At 40.9% G+C, this 20,132-nt stretch carries 18 protein-coding genes; 8 read left to right on the top strand and 10 right to left on the bottom strand.

Annotated elements, in window-relative coordinates; all coding sequences use genetic code 11:
• The first annotated feature begins 61 nt into the window (after nt 1-61).
• Both ABS766_RS06650 and ABS766_RS06645 read left to right on the top strand, forming a co-directional pair.
• On the top strand, nt 62-799 hold the full coding sequence (locus tag ABS766_RS06650) for a lysophospholipid acyltransferase family protein (RefSeq protein WP_408084348.1): 738 nt from the start codon (nt 62-64) through the stop codon (nt 797-799).
• The gene (locus tag ABS766_RS06645) at nt 796-1,176 is read left to right on the top strand and encodes a RidA family protein (RefSeq protein ID WP_408084347.1); all 381 of its coding nucleotides are present in this window, start codon (nt 796-798) and stop codon (nt 1,174-1,176) included. Before ABS766_RS06650 ends, ABS766_RS06645 begins: the two co-directional genes overlap by 4 nt.
• Nucleotides 1,177-1,234: 58 nt before the next feature.
• Here ABS766_RS06645 and ABS766_RS06640 read toward each other — a convergent pair whose 3' ends face one another.
• From ABS766_RS06640 to ABS766_RS06630, 3 genes are read right to left on the bottom strand one after another with little or no spacing between them, the layout of a single operon-like run.
• Complete coding sequence (locus ABS766_RS06640; RefSeq protein ID WP_408084346.1) at nt 1,235-2,887, bottom strand: hypothetical protein; 1,653 nt, start codon at nt 2,885-2,887, stop codon at nt 1,235-1,237.
• Complete coding sequence (locus tag ABS766_RS06635; protein WP_408084345.1) at nt 2,884-3,426, bottom strand: RNA polymerase sigma factor; 543 nt, start codon at nt 3,424-3,426, stop codon at nt 2,884-2,886. Before ABS766_RS06635 ends, ABS766_RS06640 begins: the two co-directional genes overlap by 4 nt.
• Nucleotides 3,427-3,444: 18 nt before the next feature.
• Nucleotides 3,445-3,882, bottom strand: coding sequence for a hypothetical protein (locus ABS766_RS06630; protein ID WP_408084344.1), 438 nt, complete (start codon nt 3,880-3,882; stop codon nt 3,445-3,447).
• A gap of 225 nt (nt 3,883-4,107) precedes the next feature.
• Here ABS766_RS06630 and ABS766_RS06625 point away from each other — a divergent pair, with 225 nt between their 5' ends.
• Together ABS766_RS06625 and ABS766_RS06620 are read left to right on the top strand one after the other, a co-directional pair.
• Complete coding sequence (locus tag ABS766_RS06625; RefSeq protein WP_408084343.1) at nt 4,108-5,265, top strand: ATP-binding protein; 1,158 nt, start codon at nt 4,108-4,110, stop codon at nt 5,263-5,265.
• 81 nt (nt 5,266-5,346) lie between these two features.
• Nucleotides 5,347-6,075, top strand: a complete 729-nt coding sequence (locus ABS766_RS06620) for a metallophosphoesterase family protein (RefSeq protein ID WP_408084342.1) — start codon at nt 5,347-5,349, stop codon at nt 6,073-6,075.
• Between the two features lie 30 nt (nt 6,076-6,105).
• Here the strand turns inward: ABS766_RS06620 and ABS766_RS06615 are convergent, their stop codons facing one another.
• The 3 genes from ABS766_RS06615 to ABS766_RS06605 form a co-directional block, all read right to left on the bottom strand.
• Nucleotides 6,106-6,660 (bottom strand): tetratricopeptide repeat protein, encoded by a 555-nt coding sequence (locus tag ABS766_RS06615; protein ID WP_408084341.1) that lies wholly within the window; start codon nt 6,658-6,660, stop codon nt 6,106-6,108.
• A 46-nt stretch (nt 6,661-6,706) separates the two neighbouring features.
• Nucleotides 6,707-8,104 (bottom strand): RtcB family protein, encoded by a 1,398-nt coding sequence (locus tag ABS766_RS06610; protein WP_408084340.1) that lies wholly within the window; start codon nt 8,102-8,104, stop codon nt 6,707-6,709.
• A gap of 426 nt (nt 8,105-8,530) precedes the next feature.
• On the bottom strand, nt 8,531-8,893 hold the full coding sequence (locus ABS766_RS06605) for a carboxypeptidase-like regulatory domain-containing protein (RefSeq protein ID WP_408084339.1): 363 nt from the start codon (nt 8,891-8,893) through the stop codon (nt 8,531-8,533).
• A 155-nt stretch (nt 8,894-9,048) separates the two neighbouring features.
• On the opposite strand from ABS766_RS06605, the gene ABS766_RS06600 reads away from it, so the two are divergent.
• Nucleotides 9,049-10,608 (top strand): hypothetical protein, encoded by a 1,560-nt coding sequence (locus ABS766_RS06600; RefSeq protein ID WP_408084338.1) that lies wholly within the window; start codon nt 9,049-9,051, stop codon nt 10,606-10,608.
• A gap of 54 nt (nt 10,609-10,662) precedes the next feature.
• Here the strand turns inward: ABS766_RS06600 and amaB are convergent, their stop codons facing one another.
• The 3 genes from amaB to ABS766_RS06585 all read right to left on the bottom strand — a co-directional run bounded on the left by amaB (nt 10,663) and on the right by ABS766_RS06585 (nt 14,005).
• Nucleotides 10,663-12,210: an L-piperidine-6-carboxylate dehydrogenase gene (gene amaB / locus ABS766_RS06595; protein ID WP_408084337.1), complete on the bottom strand. Its 1,548-nt coding sequence runs from the start codon at nt 12,208-12,210 to the stop codon at nt 10,663-10,665.
• Nucleotides 12,211-12,280: 70 nt separating this feature from the next.
• Nucleotides 12,281-12,826, bottom strand: a complete 546-nt coding sequence (locus ABS766_RS06590; protein WP_408084336.1) for a 3-hydroxyanthranilate 3,4-dioxygenase — start codon at nt 12,824-12,826, stop codon at nt 12,281-12,283.
• 93 nt (nt 12,827-12,919) lie between these two features.
• Nucleotides 12,920-14,005 (bottom strand): endonuclease/exonuclease/phosphatase family protein, encoded by a 1,086-nt coding sequence (locus ABS766_RS06585; protein WP_408084335.1) that lies wholly within the window; start codon nt 14,003-14,005, stop codon nt 12,920-12,922.
• 146 nt (nt 14,006-14,151) lie between these two features.
• Between ABS766_RS06585 and ABS766_RS06580 the strand changes: the two genes are divergently transcribed.
• The 3 genes from ABS766_RS06580 to ABS766_RS06570 are packed head-to-tail and all read left to right on the top strand — an operon-like array spanning nt 14,152 to nt 19,020.
• Nucleotides 14,152-16,971, top strand: coding sequence for a carboxypeptidase-like regulatory domain-containing protein (locus tag ABS766_RS06580; RefSeq protein ID WP_408084334.1), 2,820 nt, complete (start codon nt 14,152-14,154; stop codon nt 16,969-16,971).
• Between the two features lie 18 nt (nt 16,972-16,989).
• Nucleotides 16,990-17,583 (top strand): choice-of-anchor J domain-containing protein, encoded by a 594-nt coding sequence (locus ABS766_RS06575; RefSeq protein WP_408084333.1) that lies wholly within the window; start codon nt 16,990-16,992, stop codon nt 17,581-17,583.
• Nucleotides 17,584-17,598: 15 nt separating this feature from the next.
• Nucleotides 17,599-19,020, top strand: a complete 1,422-nt coding sequence (locus ABS766_RS06570; RefSeq protein WP_408084332.1) for a DUF5689 domain-containing protein — start codon at nt 17,599-17,601, stop codon at nt 19,018-19,020.
• A gap of 296 nt (nt 19,021-19,316) precedes the next feature.
• On the opposite strand, the gene ABS766_RS06565 is transcribed toward ABS766_RS06570, so the two are convergent.
• A partial coding sequence (locus ABS766_RS06565) for an OmpA family protein (protein ID WP_408084331.1) occupies nt 19,317-20,132 on the bottom strand: 816 nt, incomplete at its 5' end.

The following is a 20,132-nucleotide window of genomic DNA, read 5'->3' as shown; positions in this document are numbered from 1 at the left end:
ACAAAGGTAAAACCTTTTATAGGAAATTTAAATATAGATTGTACATTTGGGTAATACACTTATGAAAGTACTGCACTATATTTTTTGGGCGTTGTGGCGAATATGGTTTTATATACTTATGGCAGTGCCCATAATACTATTATCGCCGTTGCTTATAATTTCCCTGTCATGGGAAAAAACCTACCCCCTGTTCTTTATAATGGCGCGGGGCTGGGGCAAATTTATATTGCTTGGCATGGGATTTTATAAAAGAGTAACCTGGCAGCAACGGCTTGAAAAAGGCAAAAGCTATATGCTGGTAGCCAACCACACCAGCATGGCCGATATTATGCTGATGCTTGCTGTAAGTAAAAACCCGTTTGTTTTTGTGGGTAAAAAAGAGCTGGCTAAAATACCCATATTCGGGTTTTTTTATAAGCGCAGCTGTATACTGGTAGACCGTAACGACCCCAAAAGCCGCGTGGCGGTATTTAAACAGGCCCAGGCACGGCTAAACCAGGGGCTTAGCGTTTGTATATTTCCCGAAGGTGGTGTGCCCGATGACGAAAGCGTATTACTGGACGAATTTAAAGATGGCGCCTTTCGCCTGGCGATAGACCACCAGATACCTATTGTACCCATAACATTTGCTGATAACAAAAAGCGCTTTTCGTTCCGTTTTTTTAGCGGCAGCCCCGGTATTATGCGGGTTATGGTGCACCCGTTTATAGAAACAAAGGGCATGACACAGGAAAACAAAAAGGAATTAAAGGATAAGACGAGGGAAATTATACACTCAGAATTAACTCATAAAAAATGACCAGGAAATTAATAAGCTCAGATTCTGATTTCGAAAAGCGCATTGGCTATTCAAGGGCTGTAGTACAGGATAACTGGGTGTTTGTAAGCGGCACAACGGGCTTTGATTACAACAACATGACTATTTCGGAAGATGTGGTGGAGCAGGCAGAACAAACTTTTATAAATATTATTGAAGCTTTACAAAAAGCTGAAGCATCGCTTAATGATATTGTCCGTGTTCGATATATACTTCCTAATACTGATGATTTTGAAAAGTGCTGGCCTGTATTGCAAAAATATCTTGGAGAAATACGCCCTGCGGCAACTATGATCTCCGCCGCGCTGGCTGACCAAAGGATGAAGATAGAGATTGAAGTAACAGCTTTTAAAGCATAAAAAAAGCACCCCTACCACAGAGTGCTTTCTTCAAACTTAACTAACAGGCTTTGTTGCCCTAAAAACTAAAACTTACCCCGGAATACAGCCCTATAAAGTAGGGTTTAAAGTTACCCGCATCCCGGCTAAAGGTATTTACCTGATATTTAAAAGTGGGCTCAAAACTGGCCTCAAAGGCTTTAAAAAACCTGTATTTAAAACCAAGGCCCACATTAGTGCTAAAATGTATATTATTAAGGTTTTGTGCCTGCCCTACGTTGGTACTGAGCCCTTGTGTATTGGTTACTGTTACACTATTGTCATTTAAAAACAGGGTGCTTACCCCACCAATAATATTAATGCCGAATTTTTTGTTGAGCACAGCATACGATACTTCAACAGGCACCTCAACATAGCCCGTACTCTGTGTCATGGCCCCTTCAAACTTTTCCTGCGGCAACTGGTCGGCAAAAAGGCTTACCAGGCCGGGCAGTTGCTCATTAACAGGGTTATTGGCATTTTCTACAACAATAGTGGCTGTATTGGGTTTGGCTGACACATTACTGGTTGTAGCATCCAGTGAGGCATAAAACTGTATATCCTGCGTGGCATAGCTCAGGTTTACCATATTAATACCAGATCTCAGCGTAAACCTGTCAGTAAGGGCATAGTCAACACCAAGGCCGTAACTCAGGGTATTATCATATGATTTTGCATTTCCGGCCAGTTGCACATCAATAGGTGAACCTTCTGAAAATGAATTATAAAAAAGCGGTGCTATTTGTGGCCTTACATCCCATTTACTGTCCGGCTGATTTTCTGCAACTTCCTCATTTTTATCTTTCCCGTTTAGCTTATCCTGCAATAATTTTTCCAGTTCATTTTCGGGCTTTGCTGTCGATGTAGTATCAACTTCGGTAGCCGCTACGGCTTCATCTGCCTGAGTTTCGCGGTTAATAATATCTGTACTGGCATCGCTGCCTGCTATCTTATTTTCACTTTCTGTTGCTGTCCCCTTGCCAAAAACAAGTTCCGGAGCCGTAGTAATAGTGTTATTAGTGCTAACAGTGGCAACCCCTTGTTTATTGCCTGAAAGCCCGCTTTTATCAGTATTATTATTTTGCTGTCCGTTTGTTGAACCAACAGATTGGATTTTTCCATCCCCTGTACCTGCAAGTGCACCCGAATAACCTGTACCGGCCGTTTGTGGTGTATTACTATTTTTTTGGCTGCTGGTTGCGTTATTATTATTACTACCTATAGTAGTATGGCTGGCCACAGATGATGCCGTATTATGAGAGTTGCCCTGCTTAGTTGTGCTATTGGATGTGGCATTGTTATTTTTTTGCTGTACATTTCCTTCTTCTGATACTACCACAGCATCGCCCGGTGGTGGAACTATACCTTTCTCATCAATATGCCTGTACGGTTCAACAGGTTTCTGTCCGGGGGTGGCTTTAGGCAAAATACCCGGAGACGTTTCATTTTTATTGGTTACGGCAGGTGTACCGTCGGGGTTTACATCAGTTCCCATAAACGGCCATGCCACTAAAAAGCCAATAATCAGCACAGCGGCAATACCACCCAGCTTAAACCATAAGGGCACTACCCTGCGCTGCTTTTTCTGCTGCAGCTTATCCTGTATGTTTTCCCATACAAATTCAGGAGGATTTACTTCAAAATCCTTAAACTTTTCCTGAAAGAGCCTGTCTATATTCTTTTTTTCACTCATTTTGCATCCGGTATGCTACCGCCTCGTTGTGCTTCAATTTTTTCCTTTAATATCATCCTGGCACGGGCCAGATTAGATTTTGAGGTGCCTTCTGATATACCCATCATTTCGGCTATTTCCTTGTGCGAATAACCGTCTATCACATACAGGTTAAATACCATACGGTACCTTTCGGGCAACTGCTGTATAAGCCCCAGCAAAAAATCCATGCTTACCTCATCGGTTTCCGCTTCGGTTTCTGCCTCATCGGGGGTATTCTCGTTCACTATTTCAAAATAGGTTACACCCCGGTATTTTTGTAATATATTGTTTATCATTACCCGTTTTGCCCATCCTTCAAAAGAGCCTTTAAACTGGTACTGTTTTATTTTATTAAATATAAGCAAAAACCCATCCTGCAGGTTATCCTGTGCATCATCATGGCTGGGCGAATACTTAAGGCATACCGCAAACAGCTTTGGGGCAAAGAAACGGTATAATTGTTCCTGTGCCTTTATGTTGTTGTCCTGGCAACCTTTTATGATTTGATCTAAGCCCAAAAATCACTCTTTATAAATTTATTGTACTACAGGTACCGTCATTTCCAGAAAGGTTGTATTGCTGGCAGCATCTTCCCCTTTATAAAATTTAAAAACATATTCTGTTACATCATATTGCAACGGGCATTGAAAATTAAATGTCAGCATTTCCTGTGCTGCCGCATCTATTGCCTGGCATGAGCCAGCCTGAAGCACAGTAGCCTGTATGGCTATAGTGCGCTCGTTTTCTTCCGGGTAATAATACAGGCTGTTTACGTTATTGGTGCCCCCAACATAATAGCACGTGGTAGGCTTGTGGTAGTATAGCGTAAAGGTGTAGGTTTCTCCCGGGGTAACACTCTCGGGCACTATAACACGCTCTACCGGCAAGAACTCCACGGTATAATCAACCGTATCGTTATCTATAGAACACGAAACTGCTATAAGCAATAAAAGCAAAACAAAAATTTTCTTCATAAAATAATCAAACCAAATATAGTTGTCATGTATTATCTCAGATGCAAAAACACCGTAAAGGTTGCGTTAACCGCCTGCATTAACAGTTAAATAACACCATCGGTAAAAATGATGCTAATAAACAGTGTATGAAGGTACTGATTATTTTTGTTGATAATATGGATAAGCAACTATAAAAAAGGTTTCATTATTTAGTATCTTAACCGCACCGCTAAGCCATAAGCCATGATTAACAAGCGCCTGCTTATAAAAAACCTGCTGGCTCATAATGATGAGAGCAGTTTTTATGATAAAAAGCGACAGCTTAACCTGCACACCAAAGAGGGTAAGGCTAAGTTTGTAAAGCATATTTGTGCCCTGTCTAACTCTAACCCCAATAATAATTCATACATAGTAGTTGGCGTAGAAGACCATGACAATGAAATTACAGGTGCCGATTTTTATGATGACAGCCGCATACAAAACCTGGTAAATGCGTTTTTAGAAAACCCGCCGCGCATACAATATGAAAATGTACCCTTCCCCAACCTGCCAAAAGATAAAGTTATCGGGCTGGTTACCATAAGCCCTAACCATAAAACATCTTATTTTAAAAAATGGGTATATAATATACCCTACGGGGCCATATTCATACGCCGTGGCAGTAATTCCATTCCGCTGGAAAGCAGCATTGTACCCGCCCCGGATATGCAAAATATGGTAACTGTATCTTCTATAGAAAACAGTTCACACAACAGTATTGCATATACTTTAGAGGGGGTTATAGACTTTTTGAATAACCGCCACAAAGATATGGCTTCGGGCTACAAGGTGTTTAAAGAGCTGTTTGTGGTGTGCTGGGCGGGGCATAAAAAAACAGTAAAAGGAAAAACCTATTATTCCCGCGTAGATATTGAACTGATAAACGAGCAGGTAAAGCTGTTTTACTCGGCTTTGGATGAAGTAAGCATTACTTTTGATGAAGACACGTTTTCTATTACAGAATATGTGCCCCTGGGCTTAAATGACAGAACAAGCTACTACCCGTTGGAAGAAGTAAGTATTCGCTTTGAAGAGAACGGCTATTATAAAATAGATAGCAACCTTTTGTTTGAACCCCCACAATATAACCGCAAAATGCTGCACCATATTTATAATGCCAACCTTACCCTTTTAACCAAGCTTGAAAAAAAGATACCCTTATTGCCCCGCGAAAGAAAAGAGCTGCTTAACCTGCCCAGCACGTTAATGATATGCTACCTTAACAATTTTGCCGAGGCCAAACAAAAACTTGCCGAGGCGAAGCCCTTGTTAAAAGCATGGCCCGACCCTGCTGTTTTTGTTTCTTTTAAAGAAGCTATGCGTATACTCCGCAAAATGAAATATGACAAAGCTGCAAATTAACTACATGTTAAAACATTGTTTTTACATTTTTGTAATACCTGTAAAAATGTACCTTTATAGTTTTAACCAGAATTAAATTTAATGAGCAGGACTTTTGTTATTGGCGATATTCATGGCAGTTACAGGGCACTGCCCCAAATAATTGAGCGGGCTGGCGTAGCTATAGGTGATCGTCTTGTTTTTTTGGGAGATTATGTAGACGGTTGGAGCGAATCGGTACCGGTTATTAATTATCTTATTAAACTGAAAGCTACCCATAACTGTGTATTTATTCGCGGTAACCATGACGATTTGGTAATGGAATGGCTAAAAACAGGTGAATATACCGAAGAGTGGTTTAACCATGGCGGGCGCAGTACCATGGAGGCCTATAATACACTTGATGACGCTACAAAGCAGGTGCATATACTTTTTCTGGAAAGCCTTGAAGACTATTTTCTGGATGAAAACAACCGCCTGTTTGTGCATGCCGGTTTTACCAATATGAATGGCGTTACGCACGAATATTTCAGTAAGCTTTTTTATTGGGACAGGACCCTTTGGGAAACAGCCCTGGCTCTTGATACCAATATAAAAAAAGACAGCCCGTTTTACCCCAAACGCTTTACCCATTATAAGGAAGTGTATATTGGGCATACTCCTGTGAGCCGCCTTAGTGAAACCACCCCTGTAAACAAAGCCAACATCTGGAACCTGGATACCGGGGCTGCTTATAAAGGCCCGCTTACCATAATGAATGCCGATACTAAAGAATACTGGCAAAGCGACCCTGTGCATACCTTATACCCCGAAGAAGGGGGACGGAATTAAAAAGAAAATCCGCATTAGTGCGGATTTTCGTCAAGAAGCTTTTTGCTTTTTCTTAGATGTTGAAGGCTTATTTTTATTAGCCTTTTTACTGAGCTTTTTCTGTAGGGCTTTTTTGTCTTTCACCCGTTGTATATGCCCGTCCATCCAGCTAATAAACTCATTGTTCAGTCCGCCAAGTTTTGCCTTATTATACAAATCTATAGCGGTATTGTACATTTCATACTTCTCGTACAACAAACCTTTCAGGTAATCCATTTTTGCCTCTTTTATACCGGGTACCCTAAGGCTTGCCTCAATAATTTTATAAGCATCCTCAATCCTGTTCAGGTTAATGAGCATCGTGGCATACTGGCTGTATACTGGTGCAAAATCCCTGTCAAGGTAAAGCGTCATCCTGTAATAATACTCTGCCTGTTTATAATCAGTAAGCTGCTCCTCATAAATCTGCCCCATAAGGTAGTGCGCGCCGGCATGTTCATTATCGGCCGCAATTACATATTGAAGTTTCTCAATGCACTCCTCCACATTATAAGGGTAATTATCCCTTGCCTGGATGTACATCACTTCGTAGGTGGTAATTCCCATTGTTTTTGTTTTTAAAATGTATCTTCTTCTTACTATAAACCATTTATTATCCTTTGTGCATCCTCACAATTTTAGGGGTAAAAGTGCCCAGAACATCAACCAGTTCTGTTTGCTGTGCCATAACTTTATAAATGTCTTTATAGGCCATGGGCGCTTCATCCAGCCCGGCACCCAGTAGCGTTACCCCGTGGTGCGCCAGCACCTTTTTGAGTTCGCTGCCTGTAATTTGCTGTTTGGCACTTGAGCGTGACATAAGCCTGCCCGCACCATGGGATGCCGAACTGAGTGATGCCACGTTGCCCCTGCCTTTCACAATAAATCCGGGCGAAGCCATACTACCGGGTATAATGCCCAGCACATCTTTACCTGCCGGGGTTGCCCCTTTTCGGTGCACAATAAGCTCCTGCCCGTTTACTACTTCTTTCCACGCAAAATTATGGTGGTTTTCTACCATTGCCAGCGGCCTTGCACCCATCGCTTTTGCAATACGCCTGTGTATGTCGTGGTGGCAGGCAGAGGCATAATCGCCAGCCAGGTTCATGGCTAGCCAGTATTCCTGCCCATCGTGCGTATTAAGGCCCAGCCACGCAAGGTGCTTTGCCTCTCTGGGCAAAGGGGTTTGCTTCATGGCCCTGTTGGTATATTCTTTTGCGATGCTGGCACCCAGCCCGCGGGAACCGCTGTGCGAAAGCACTCCTACATAATTGCCGGCAGGCAGCCCCAAAACCCTGTCATGGCCCGCAATTGTTACCTGGCCAAACTCAACAAAGTGGTTACCTCCTCCTGAGGAACCCAGTTGTTTCCAGGCTTTATCCTTCAGGTTTTTAATAATGGGTATTGTGCTGAACTCCTTTCGCTCAAAAATTTCATGGTCGGCCGGACTACTGTGCACCTCTGTCATCCCGAAACGTGTATGGTTTTTGAGTATACCTACATACTTATCTTTATGCCCTTCCAGGTAAGAGGTATCTATATCAAAAATACTCAGGCACATACGGCAGCCAATATCTACACCAACCCCATAGGGTATTACAGCATTTTCTGTAGCCAGCACACTGCCAATGGGCAGGCCATAACCCCCATGTCCATCGGGCATTAAGGCGCCGGCTTTGCTTACCGGTAACTTTAGCGCCGTATATAGCTGCTCTTTGGCACTGGCATCAATACCGTTTTCACCAAAAATAGTATATGGTGCCCGGGTGGTATTCAGCTTTCGGGCTTCGGTTTTTTTAGCATCCAGAAGCACTTCTGCTGTACGCCCGAAAATGCCGTGGCCTTTAAATTTTTCAGGTTCGGCAAGAACGTGCTTCAGCATTGCCAATACCCTTTCGTTTGATTCTCTTTTATAATACTTCTTCATGTCTTCCATTGCAATACTAATTGCCTGGTTTTGCGGAAAACCTATTGCTATGAGGTGGTTACCCCTTAATTTTAATTTTGCCATTTTATTTTAATTAATTAAAAAGCCCGGTCGTTAACGGGACCGGGCTTTACCTTACAAAAAGGTTGTATTCCTCCTTTCACAAGGGAATATGCGGTCCTGAGCTATAATAGCCGTTTTGCCCAATAAAATCCGGACGGTTATATATGCTGTTATGTAAATTTTGTTTTAGCATGGGCATAAAAAAAGCCCCGGGACAATGTCGCGGGGCTGTATATTATATTATTGATTATATCTATCCGAAAAATAATACACAATACCCCTGCGCCTGTACAAACATACCGTTTGTATCTTGTAGCTTGTTATTAGATATTGTGAAACGCATTTTTATTGATTTTAATTTTTACAGCTGCAAATGTAGCGTAAATTCTTAATAAACCAAACACCTTCAGTTATTTATAATTATTCCGAATCTAAAGAACAAAAAAATTATTCCGCTTCAGGTTGCAGCTGCACCGTAATTTCTTCAGTAATTACATGGCATTCATCTTCATCAACCATCAAATCTTCCGAAACATACGGTTGGTATCCGGCAGCTGTAACGGTTACCTTGTAGGTACCTGCCCGTTCAAAAGCACCGTGAAATTTCATATCGGTCTGTAAAGCAAGCTCTTCAATATAATCGCCATCGGTAGCTGTAACGGTTACGCCGTCAGTCATCATAACGCCGCCATCCTGAACGGTTACAATTAAACCGGCTGTGTATACATCGGTACAATTATCAGAAGAATCATCATCTGAAGAACATGCCGCAACGGCAAGAAACGTAAAAAGTATAGCAAATTTTTTCATAAGTTGTTATTTACAAGGTTATCTGCACAAGGTACTAAACAACTTTCTTTAAAAAATCTTAAGCTGATGTTATACTTTGTTAATGTTACTGAATATTTTTTATTTTAGTAAACGCTTAAAGTTTATTTTTGAAGCAAATTTAATTTTACAAACCAATGAAAACAATTATTTGCAGTGTTATGGCATTTTTTGCCATTGTAACATCTTTTGCACAGGGTTTAAACTTTAAGAGCCAAACCAGCGAAGTTTTTACAGATGATTATTACCGTTCTAACATCGCTTATATAGAAGATCTTGGGGAAAAAGGGGTTATTATGGCACGCACCTTATCTAATGATTCCTATGACCCATATGATTTTGAAGCCTATAGTTTTGAGCATTATGACCGTAATATGAAGCTTGTTAACAGCTACTTTTATGAAACAGGCAAAGCAGAAGGCAACTTATTGGGGATGTATATAAAAAACAACAAAATTTACTTTGTAGATTTGAGGGAGGCACCTGACAAAAAGACCTATATCTGTGCTGCATTTACAGCAGGTATAGATGATTTTAAATTTACATCCACAGAACTTTTTAACGTGAACGCTTCTTATATTGACACTGCTACCCATCTTATGAGTGCAGCCGGTCTAGATGAAGATAAAACAGGAAGCATGGCTGTAAATGCAGATAAAAATGCTTTTGCCATAGCATTAAAGCTAGTCAAAAACAAACAAGAACAACATGATATTTATGTTTATGATGGTACAACACTCCATTTAAAGTTTAAACAGGAATATAAAAACACATTAAAAGATAAAGATTTTACGTTTGACAACCTTGCCGTAAGCCTTGATGGAGAAGCAGTTTATTATATTTCCTTATCAAAAAATGTTAAAAAGAAAAGCAAGTGGGACTATCAATCAGAGCTTACAAGCGTAACAAAAGACGGAATAAAATCTAATATACTTGGCAGTGATAAAGAACTCCCTTTTTTTGTTAAAGTAGTTCCTAAAAAAGATAAGATAGCCTGTATTGGATTATATGTTACTGATAAGCCCACTGATCCCAAAGGGTTTTGCTATTTCGCCGCCGACCCCAAAACCATGGAAATTGAAACTACCGTTTATAATCCTTTTAGTCAACAATTTATGACCGACAGATATGGAAAAAAGAAAGCCCAAAAAATAGGACCGGTTAAATTTCGTAGCGTATACATTACAGATAACAATGATATTGTTTTTAATGCAGAAGAATATAATATTTCATCAGAGTTGAATGTACAACGCAACTCAGCAAAGCCAAATATGTATTATTATATGTATAGTTATGATGATATTATTACAGGCAAAATAGATGATTCAGGTAATCTATTATGGTCTCGTAATATTAATAAAAGTGAAGAACTTCCGAAAGACCAGCCTTATTTATATTCATACGCTTCTGTAATAAAAGGAGATAAAACCTACTATTTTGTTAATGCCTCAACAAACCTAGACAGGTTAGATGATACACGTGTGAGTTTTGAAAAAAATAAACAAAAACACTCCAGCTTTTATATTATATGTATTGATGCCAATGGAAATATGGAATATAAACCTGTTTTAGATTATGATAAAGGAGATATGTTCTATAAGGCCTCATACGGGCATGTAGCCCAACAAACCGGGGAAATCTACTTTTTAGGATATAGCCAGGGGAAAAGGCAGTTGCTTAAAGTTACGCTTGAATAAAAACAACAATGGCGGCCCCGGGGCCGCCATTGTATTATGAGTATAATTTAAAAACTATAAGTCAAAACGTATACCCTGTGCCAACGGCAGGCTGGCGCCATAATTTATGGTATTGGTTTGCCTGCGCATATAGGCTTTCCAGGCATCAGAACCACTTTCGCGGCCGCCGCCGGTTTCTTTCTCGCCTCCAAATGCACCGCCTATTTCGGCTCCGGAGGTACCAATGTTTACATTGGCAATACCGCAATCGCTCCCTGCCTGAGACAGGTACAGCTCCATTTCGCGCATGTTATTGGTAAATATAGATGAAGAAAGCCCCTGCGGCACATCATTTTGCATGGCAATAGCTTCTTCTAAAGTGCTATATTTCATTACATATAAAATTGGCGCAAAGGTTTCGTGCTGAACAATGTCATAACCGTTTTCTGCCTCAATAATGCATGGCTTTACGTAGCAGCCGCTCTCATAGCCTTCACCTTCCAGAACGCCGCCCTCAACCACTATTTTACCGCCTTCGGCTTTGGCTTTTTCTATAGCATTCAGATAGTTTTGTACCGAATCCTTATCAATTAACGGCCCTACGTGGTTACTGCTGTCCAGCGGGTTTCCAATTTTTAACTGACTATAAGCACTTTTTAATACCTCAAGGGTTTTATCATATATGCTTTCGTGAATTATAAGTCGGCGTGTAGTGGTACAACGCTGCCCGGCCGTGCCCACTGCGCCAAATACGGCACCAACAAGTACCATATTAATATCGGCGTGTTCTGAAACTATGATGGCATTGTTACCGCCAAGCTCTAATATAGTTTTACCAAATCGCCCTGCCACTGTCTTACCCACTTCACGTCCAACTTTTGTGCTTCCTGTGAAAGAAACAAGTGGTATACGGGTATCATTAGTTAGCTTTTCTCCAATTTCCCTTCCATTAATCAGGCAGCTTACACCTTCCGGAACATTATTTTTTTCCAGCACTGTCCTTATTATATTCTGGCAGGCAACCCCTGTAAGTGGTGTTTTCTCGCTTGGCTTCCAAATGCATACATTTCCGCAAACCCAGGCCAGCATACTGTTCCAGCTCCATACCGCTACCGGAAAGTTAAAGGCTGAAATTATACCAACAATACCCAGTGGGTGCCATTGCTCATACATGCGGTGCATGGGGCGTTCGCTGTGCATGGTTAGCCCATATAACTGACGTGACAGCCCTACGGCAAAATCACATATATCTATCATTTCCTGCACTTCGCCAAGGCCCTCCTGCAGGCTTTTTCCCATTTCAAAACTTACCAGTTCACCAAGGGGTTGTTTGTACTTTCTAAGCTCATCGCCCATTTGGCGTACAATTTCGCCGCGTTTTGGCGCGGGTACCATTCTCCAGGATTTAAAAGCCTCCTGGGCTTTGGCAATAGCGTTTTCATAATCTTCTTCAGAGGAGGTTTGCACTTTTGCAATAAGCGAACCGTCTACCGGTGAAAATGATGATATTATTTCGCCACCAGCAAAATTATTACTGCCGGTTGAACTGCCTTTATTTACTTCGGTAATACCTAATTGTGTTAGTGCTTTCTGTATTCCGGATACATCAGTAAGTGTTGCCATTTTATAACTTTTTAAGCTGTTTGTGTTATATTTTCACAAATATAAGGTTTTAGCACGGGCTGCCAAAGTATTAGCCTTCTGGTTGTGCTACAAACTTTGGGTCGGCTTCCATAACCGTACCGCATTTGCTACAGGTCCGTAGGACTTCGCTATTGTAAAAGTGTTTAAAATGGGGCAAAAAGTCTTTTTCTATATCGTGCAGTTCAAAATAAACCTCATGCAGTTTATTGTTACAATTTTCGCAAAACCATAAAAGCCCGTCAGTAAAGCCTTTACCGGCACGAACCCGTTCTACCACCAAACCTATTGAACCTTCACTACGCACCGGCGAGTGGGGCACGCCACCCGGGTGAAGGTACATATCTCCCGCATTAAGTTCCATTTCTTTGCGCTGCCCGTCTTCCTGAACTATAACTTTTATAGAGCCTTCTAACTGGTAAAAAAGCTCTTCGGTTTCATTATAATGGTAATCTTTTCGCGCATTAGGGCCAGCCACTACCATTACAATATAATCTTCGGCATCGGGGTATATGTTTTTATTGCCTACCGGGGGTTTTAACAGGTGGCGGTTATCTTCAACCCATTTATTAAGGTTAAAAGGTTTCATAATAGCCATAACAAAATGTTTTTTTTAAATTTACCTTAAAGGTACTAAAACAAAAAAATGCCAGCTTATACACTGGCATTTTTTTGTTTATATTTTAAAAAGCTATAATTCCTTTATCAGGTACAGATATACGGGAAAGTGGTCGCTAAAACCAGCCTCCCCATTACTGTTGCGTAATGGATACCCTTTGTATCGCCCGTCCTGCTGGGTCATAAATGCTTTGTTATATACACCGGCTTTCCAGTAGCGGAAAGAGCTATAATCTTTTTTTAGTAATGGTTCAGAAATAATCATCTGGTCAAAAAGGTCCCACGCATCGCGATAGGCCAGGGTACCAATACCTTTGTTAGACATTTCTTCCATCGGGTTATATAGCCCCCCTTTTTTAGTTTCTTCGGGTGTGGCTTTTGCCCCTAAAACCTTTTTCACGCTTTTATTATACGGGCCATCGTTAAGGTCTCCCATGGTAATAATTTTAGCATCGGGGTTATTTTTGTAAAGCGAGTCAACAATTTTCCTGTTAAGGGCTGCTGCTGCTTCTCTAAAAGGGCTGCTCCTCTTTTCGCCACCCGAGCGCGACGGCCAGTGGTTTACAATAAAACTTATCTGCTCACCGTCTAACATACCGGTTACCAAGAGCTGGTCACGCGTGTACACACGTCCGGTTTCTGTGTTATCATCATCTTCTTTATAATCTTCCTTCTTGCCAACATTACCATCCCTGTATATATATAAGGGTATATTTTTGTAACTTACCGGTATAAAATATTTTTTCTGATATAAAAGGGCCACATCAATACCCCTCTTATCGGGCGAATCAAAATGTACAATTCCATAATCGTATTTAGCCAGTGCGGGTTGTTTAATCAGGTCTTCCAGTACACCCCTGTTCTCTACCTCAGATACCCCAATTACTACCGGGGCATTGTTGGGGTTATCTGTAGAGCCTATCTCTGCAATTACGCGGGAAAGATTTGATAATTTTTTTTTGTAATTTTCAGTGGTCCAGTGGTATGATCCGTTAGGTAAAAAGTCATCATCATTAATTTTCGGGTCGTCTGTGGTGTCAAACAGGTTTTCTAGATTATAGAAAGAAACTGTGTGCACCTTAAACTGCCTTCCGCCTTGTGCATGGGCAAATTGCAGGGTAATTATGAATAAAAAAATAACTCTTAAATGCTTTATCATTACTATATTATAATATATTAAGTTAATATCAATTTTTATAACAAATGGGGTGCCAAAAGTAAATAATATTTTGAAATGGTGTACATTTGCGCCCGTTAAGAAATTTTTAACTTGACGAAATAGAAAGATTAATTCAAATTTTACCTATGAAAAAACTATTTTTCAGCCTTTTAATCCTGATGCAGGTAATGTGTGCGTGGGCTCAGCTTCCGGCTTCTGTATCGGGTAAAGTACTCGACTCTAAAACCCAGAAACCTATTGAAAATGTAGTTGCCACTATTGAAAGTACCGGGCAAAGTGTTGTTACCAATGCAGAAGGAGTTTTTGTTTTTAACGATGTTCCCCCCGGAAAAGTTGAAATTGTTGTAAACAGTACCGGGTATGTACTGCAAACATTTACTGTTGAAATTAATGACGGGCAGACCCTTGATATGGGTGTAATTTCGCTTGAACTTGATATTACATCTGAGCAGCAGCTAAGCCTTATTACCATAACCGATAACGACCTTGGTGATGATAACAGCGGCTCTGAAAATACAGCCGGATTACTACAGGCATCAAGAGATATTTTTCAGCAGGCTGCCGCCTTTAACTGGGGCCAGGCACGCTTTAGGATAAGAGGCCTTGACAATGAGTATGGTATGACCATGATAAATGGTGTTATCATGAATAAGATTTATGACGGAAGGCCACAATGGAGCAACTGGGGCGGGCTTAACGATGCTACCCGTAACCAGGAATTTACCATGGGCTCCACCCCAAGTGATTATACGTTTGGAAATATATTAGGTACTCAGGAAATTAATACGCGCGCCTCTATATACAGGCCGGGCGGAAGGGTTTCTTTTTCGGGCGCCAATACAAATTATAACTGGAGGGTTATGGCTACTTATGCTTCCGGCCTTAATAAAGATGGATGGGCTTATGTAATTTCTGCCTCTAAAAGGGGTGCCGAAGAAGGTAACTTTGAAGGTACCGATTATGATGCCAATTCATTTTTTGCAAGTCTTGAAAAGAAATTTAATGACCACCACAGCCTTAACTTTACCAGTATTTATGCCTATAACAGCAGGGGTAAAAATTCTCCTAACACGCAGGAGGTTACAAACCTTGCGGGGGTAAAATACAACTCATACTGGGGCTACCAGGATGGTAAAAAACGTAATTCGAGAGATAAGGATGTAGAAGAACCTATTTTAATGCTTAGCCATTTTTGGAAAATTTATGATAACAGCTCTTTAACCACCAACGTGGCTTACCAGTTTGGTAAAATAGGTAACAGCCGTATAGACTACCAAAATGCTAAAAACCCGGATCCTACCTATTACCGTAACCTGCCAAGCTACTTTACCTCAATGTATGATAACGACCTTGGCTTTATTGGCGACCAGGAGCCACAACTTACCAATGCAGCACAGGCGCCGTTTTTAACCAACCGCCAGCTTGACTGGGATGCCATGTACAGGGCTAACCAAAGCACAGCAACAGGCCGTAGCGCTTATGTTTTGTATGAAGACCGTACTGATGATAAAACATTAACGGCAAATACTATTTTCCGTTCCCTGTTAACAGATCATATTACACTTAATGCGGGTGCTACTTACAGGCATACAAAATCACATAACTTCCAAAACCTGCTCGACCTTTTGGGCGGACAGTATTTTGAGGATATAGATAGTTATTATGCGGGAGACTTTGCGCAAAGCAACCTTAATAGCCCCGACAGGCGCGTAGTTGTTGGTGATACTTACGGTTACAACTACAACCTGTTTGCTAACGTGGCAGATGTATTTGCTCAATTTAAATTTACCTACACCAAAATAGATTTTTACGCCGGCCTTAACTATTCTCATTCTGATTACCAAAGGGAGGGGCTTTACCGCAACGGGCTTTATGCCAACAACTCTTTTGGCAAAAGCGAAAAAATTGATTTTGAAAATTATGGTGTAAAGGGCGGGCTTAATTATAAATTAAACGGCCGTAATATGATTACCGTTAACGGTATATATATGACCAAAGCCCCTACGTTACGTAATACTTTTCCTAACGCAAGGCTTAACAACAACGTTGTTAACGGTATTGATAGCGAAACCATATATGGCGGAGATATTAATTATATAATAAGGGCGCCTAAATTTAAAGGGCGTGTAACCGGTTTTTATAACATGATAGAAAATGCGGTTGAAACCTCATTCTTTTATGGCGAAGGTGTGTTTGAAGGTGTTGGGGCTGATGCCGATGCTTTTATTGCAGAAACCGTTACCGGCATAAATAAAAAAATGATGGGCGGAGAGCTTGGTCTTGAGTATCAGGTAACCTCTACCATAAAGGTTATGGCTTCAGCTTCATACGGGCAATATACCTATGATAATAACCCTAATGTTACGGTTAATAATGATGCACTGGCACAGTTTAGCAACACAGATGACGGCGTAACAAACATTAACACCCCTATTACATCGGTTAATTTCGGAAAATCTTCCCTTAAAAACTACAGGCTTGCCGGCATGCCGCAACAGGCTTACTCTTTAGGGCTGGAGTACCGCGACCCGCATTACTGGTGGATTGGCGCTAACGGAAACTACCTTGGCAATAACTATTTAGATGTATCGGCACTGTTAAGAACCTCAAACTTTTTCCATAATCCGGAAACAGGCTATACTTTTGCTAATGTTGATGAGGCGTATGCCAGCCAGTTGCTTAAACAGGAAAAATTTGATAATTTCTTTTTATTCAACCTTCAGGGTGGTAAATCATGGAAGTTTGGCAAACACCTTGTAGGTTTCTTTGCCAGCATAAACAACGTATTTAATAAAACCTATAAAACAGGTGGCTTTGAACAGGGAAGAAATGCAAACTACCAGGAGCTTGGACAGGATGTGGCCAGTGGTACCCCCCCGTTTGCCCCTAAATATTTTTACGGATACGGAAGAACATATTTTGTAAACCTATACTTTACTTTTTAAAAAGCTATGAAGAATTATATGAAGAATTTAATGTACACTGCCTTTGTAGCCCTTTTAGCTACAAGCTGTCTAAGCGATGACGATACGGAACTGCCTCCATACGAACCTGTAATTATTGGCGAACAATTTAACATGGGTGCCGATAACACCATTTTAGTTACCGAAGGCTGGCTTAATATAGCCCAAACAGGCAGCGCTGTATGGAAGATACAAAAATACAGCGGCAATGGCTATGCTGAATTCAGCTCATTTCAGTCGGGTAATGATGTAAATGTGGGATGGCTTATTTCACCTGCTTTTGAACTTCCAGAAAACAACAGCAGGATATTAAACTTTGAAGTGGCACAAAGCTATGTAACATCTGCAGATAACACATTTGAAGTATTTATCTCGACCGATTTTAACGGCACAAACCTTGATACCGCCACATGGACAAGGCTTGATGCCGATACGCCCGGCACCAATGCTGTGTATTTTGAATTTATGGACTCAGGAGATATAAGCCTTGCAAACTTTAGCGGTACTGCATACATTGGCTTTAAGGTAGTGGGTAGTGGAAACAACAGTGCTTTAGACGGGTCTTACCAGGTAGACAATGTATTTATACACTAATACAAAAAAATTATTATGAAATCAAAATTTTTGAAAGCTGCAGCCCTTACAGTAGTATTTTCTGCTGTATTTTCTGGCTGTGCAAATAACGATGATTACGGTACCGTAGTTGTAGAATGCGAAAACCCGGGGCTTATAGCAAATAAAACCCCTGCACAACTATTTGCCATGGCTGGTACTGCACCGGTTATGTATACCAACCAGGTGGTTAACCAGGAAGATATTATAGAAGCCTATGTAAACTCAAGCGATGAAAGGGGTAACTTCTTTAAAACCGTTTACATGCAAACACTGCCCACCGAAGGGCAGGCCCCAATTGGCTTTAGTGTGGCTATAGATGATAACTCACTATTTGGCGAAGGCTTTTACCCGGGAAACAAAGTATATATAAAGCTGGATAGCTTATATTATGCTAAGGTAAACAGTTCACTGGCTATAGGAGCGCTTTATAATGGCTCAATTGGCCGTATAAGCCAGTTTGATTACAAAGAGCATTTGGTACCCTCATGTTCTGAAAAGGTTAGTGAGGAGCAATTGGTACGAACAATGTCTATAACCCAAGCTTTAAATAATGCCAACCTTAATACACTGATAGAACTTGAAAACGTTCAGTTTGAATATCAGTATTTAGGCGGTACGTATTTTGATGAAGATGATGATGAAAATACTGCAGGTGGCGCCACTAACAGGAGGCTTATTGACGAATTAGGCAACAGTATTATATTCCGAACCAGCAGCTATGCTAATTTTTCAGGAGATGTTATTCCTGCCAACAGCGGGCGCGTAAGGGGTGTGCTTACCAAATACGGAAGCGACTTTCAGTTTATGGCGCGTTCTGAAGAGGATATAAAACTGGATCAGGAGCGTTTTGGAAGCCTGAGCCCAACAGCTAAAGGTGGTGCCGATATTACTTTCTCAGGCTCATTTACAGAAGATTTTGAAAGCTATGCTGTAGATCAACAGGCTTTTCCTAAATATATTAATGACTATCTTGTAGGCGGCAGGTATTGGGAACTGACAACTTTCAGCAGCAATAAATACATTGAAATGACCTCTTATGCAGGCAGTAGTAACCCTAATGGCGTAACTGCCCGTACCTTCTTTTTTGTGCCTGTAAACTTTGGCGATGCCAGTAGCTTTACTTTTGATAAAGAGATACGCTATATGGCTGGCGAATGCTTAAAGGTTTATTATGTAACCGAAGAAAATTATGAAGCCGGGGATGTATTTAATGTAGATACTTTTGTTGACATTACATCTGAGTTTAATAACCTTAACTACCCAACAACACCGGGAACTTCTCAAAATTCATTTACAACAGCAGGAACGTATGCCATACCTGCGGGCTTAACCGGAAATGGTTTCTTTGTTTTTGAATATCATGGCGGCAATGGTGTTACAACAACCATACAGATTGATAATATTACGGTAAACTAATTGATAGTTTACTAATTACCATAAAAAAAGAGGCTTTAAAAGCCTCTTTTTTGGTTCTAATAAGTTTACTCATGATGTCCTTATACCACATTATACCATTCCTTCATTACTTAAAAATGCAGCTTATAAGGCCCTTAAAACAGTAAACCTGTATCCTCTCAAATATTACTTTGTAATATTTTCCATTAACAGCTTACAGCCAAGTAAAATACTACATAAAATTTATAATATAAAAGGGCTGCCCTTAAGCAGCCCCTATAATTATTTGGTAAGGTTTGTTAAGTAACGCGTTTGGTTTACTTTGACTCCTCACCTTTCTTCACAATAACAAACTCACTTCTCCTGTTTTTAGCATGCTCCTCTTCGGTACAGTTTGCTTTACAGTCGATAAGCGGCTCACTCTCACCATAACCCTGGCCTGAGATACGCTCTTTGCTAATGCCTTTAGAGATGATGTACTGTACCGTACTCTTAGCCCTGCGGTTAGACAGCCTCATGTTGTAACGGTCACTACCACGGTTATCGGTGTGTGCTTTTACCATAATAACCATCTCAGGGTATTTCTGCATCAAACCTACAATCTTGTCTAACTCAAAAGCAGCCTCTTTGGTGATGTTGCTCTTATCAAACTCAAAGTAGATGTCGCTTACCACTATAGGGTCAACAGGGGGTGCTATAGGCTTCATGTCGGCATTTACCGTTACAGTGCCGCCTTTAGTCTCCTGTATAGGCCAGCTGTTGTTCTCATACCCTTCAGCACTTACCTGGATGGTGTACTTGCGGTTGCAGTCTACATTGTAGACCACTTTGCCGTCAGCTGTGGTTTCACGGGTTTCTATCACGTTGTTCTTCTCATCAAGTATCGATACTTTGGCTACTGCAATAGGCTCCTGCGTATCGGCATCACGTACCATAACTATGGCTTCAACACCACATACCGGCGTAGCGCTGTAAAGCTTGTCAAAACCATCACGGTTACTCGAGAAAAAGCCCATCTCCTTAGTGTCGTTAAAGCTAAAGGCAAAATCATCTTTACCTGAGTTTACCGGAAGGCCTACGTTTTTAGCCTCTGCAGCAGTGCCTTTGGCAAGGTCGATAACATAAATGTCATA

This window comes from Flavobacterium rhizosphaerae (genome assembly GCF_046000445.1).
GTDB lineage: Bacteria > Bacteroidota > Bacteroidia > Flavobacteriales > Flavobacteriaceae > Flavobacterium > Flavobacterium rhizosphaerae.
This window is presented reverse-complemented; position numbering and strand designations above follow the sequence as displayed.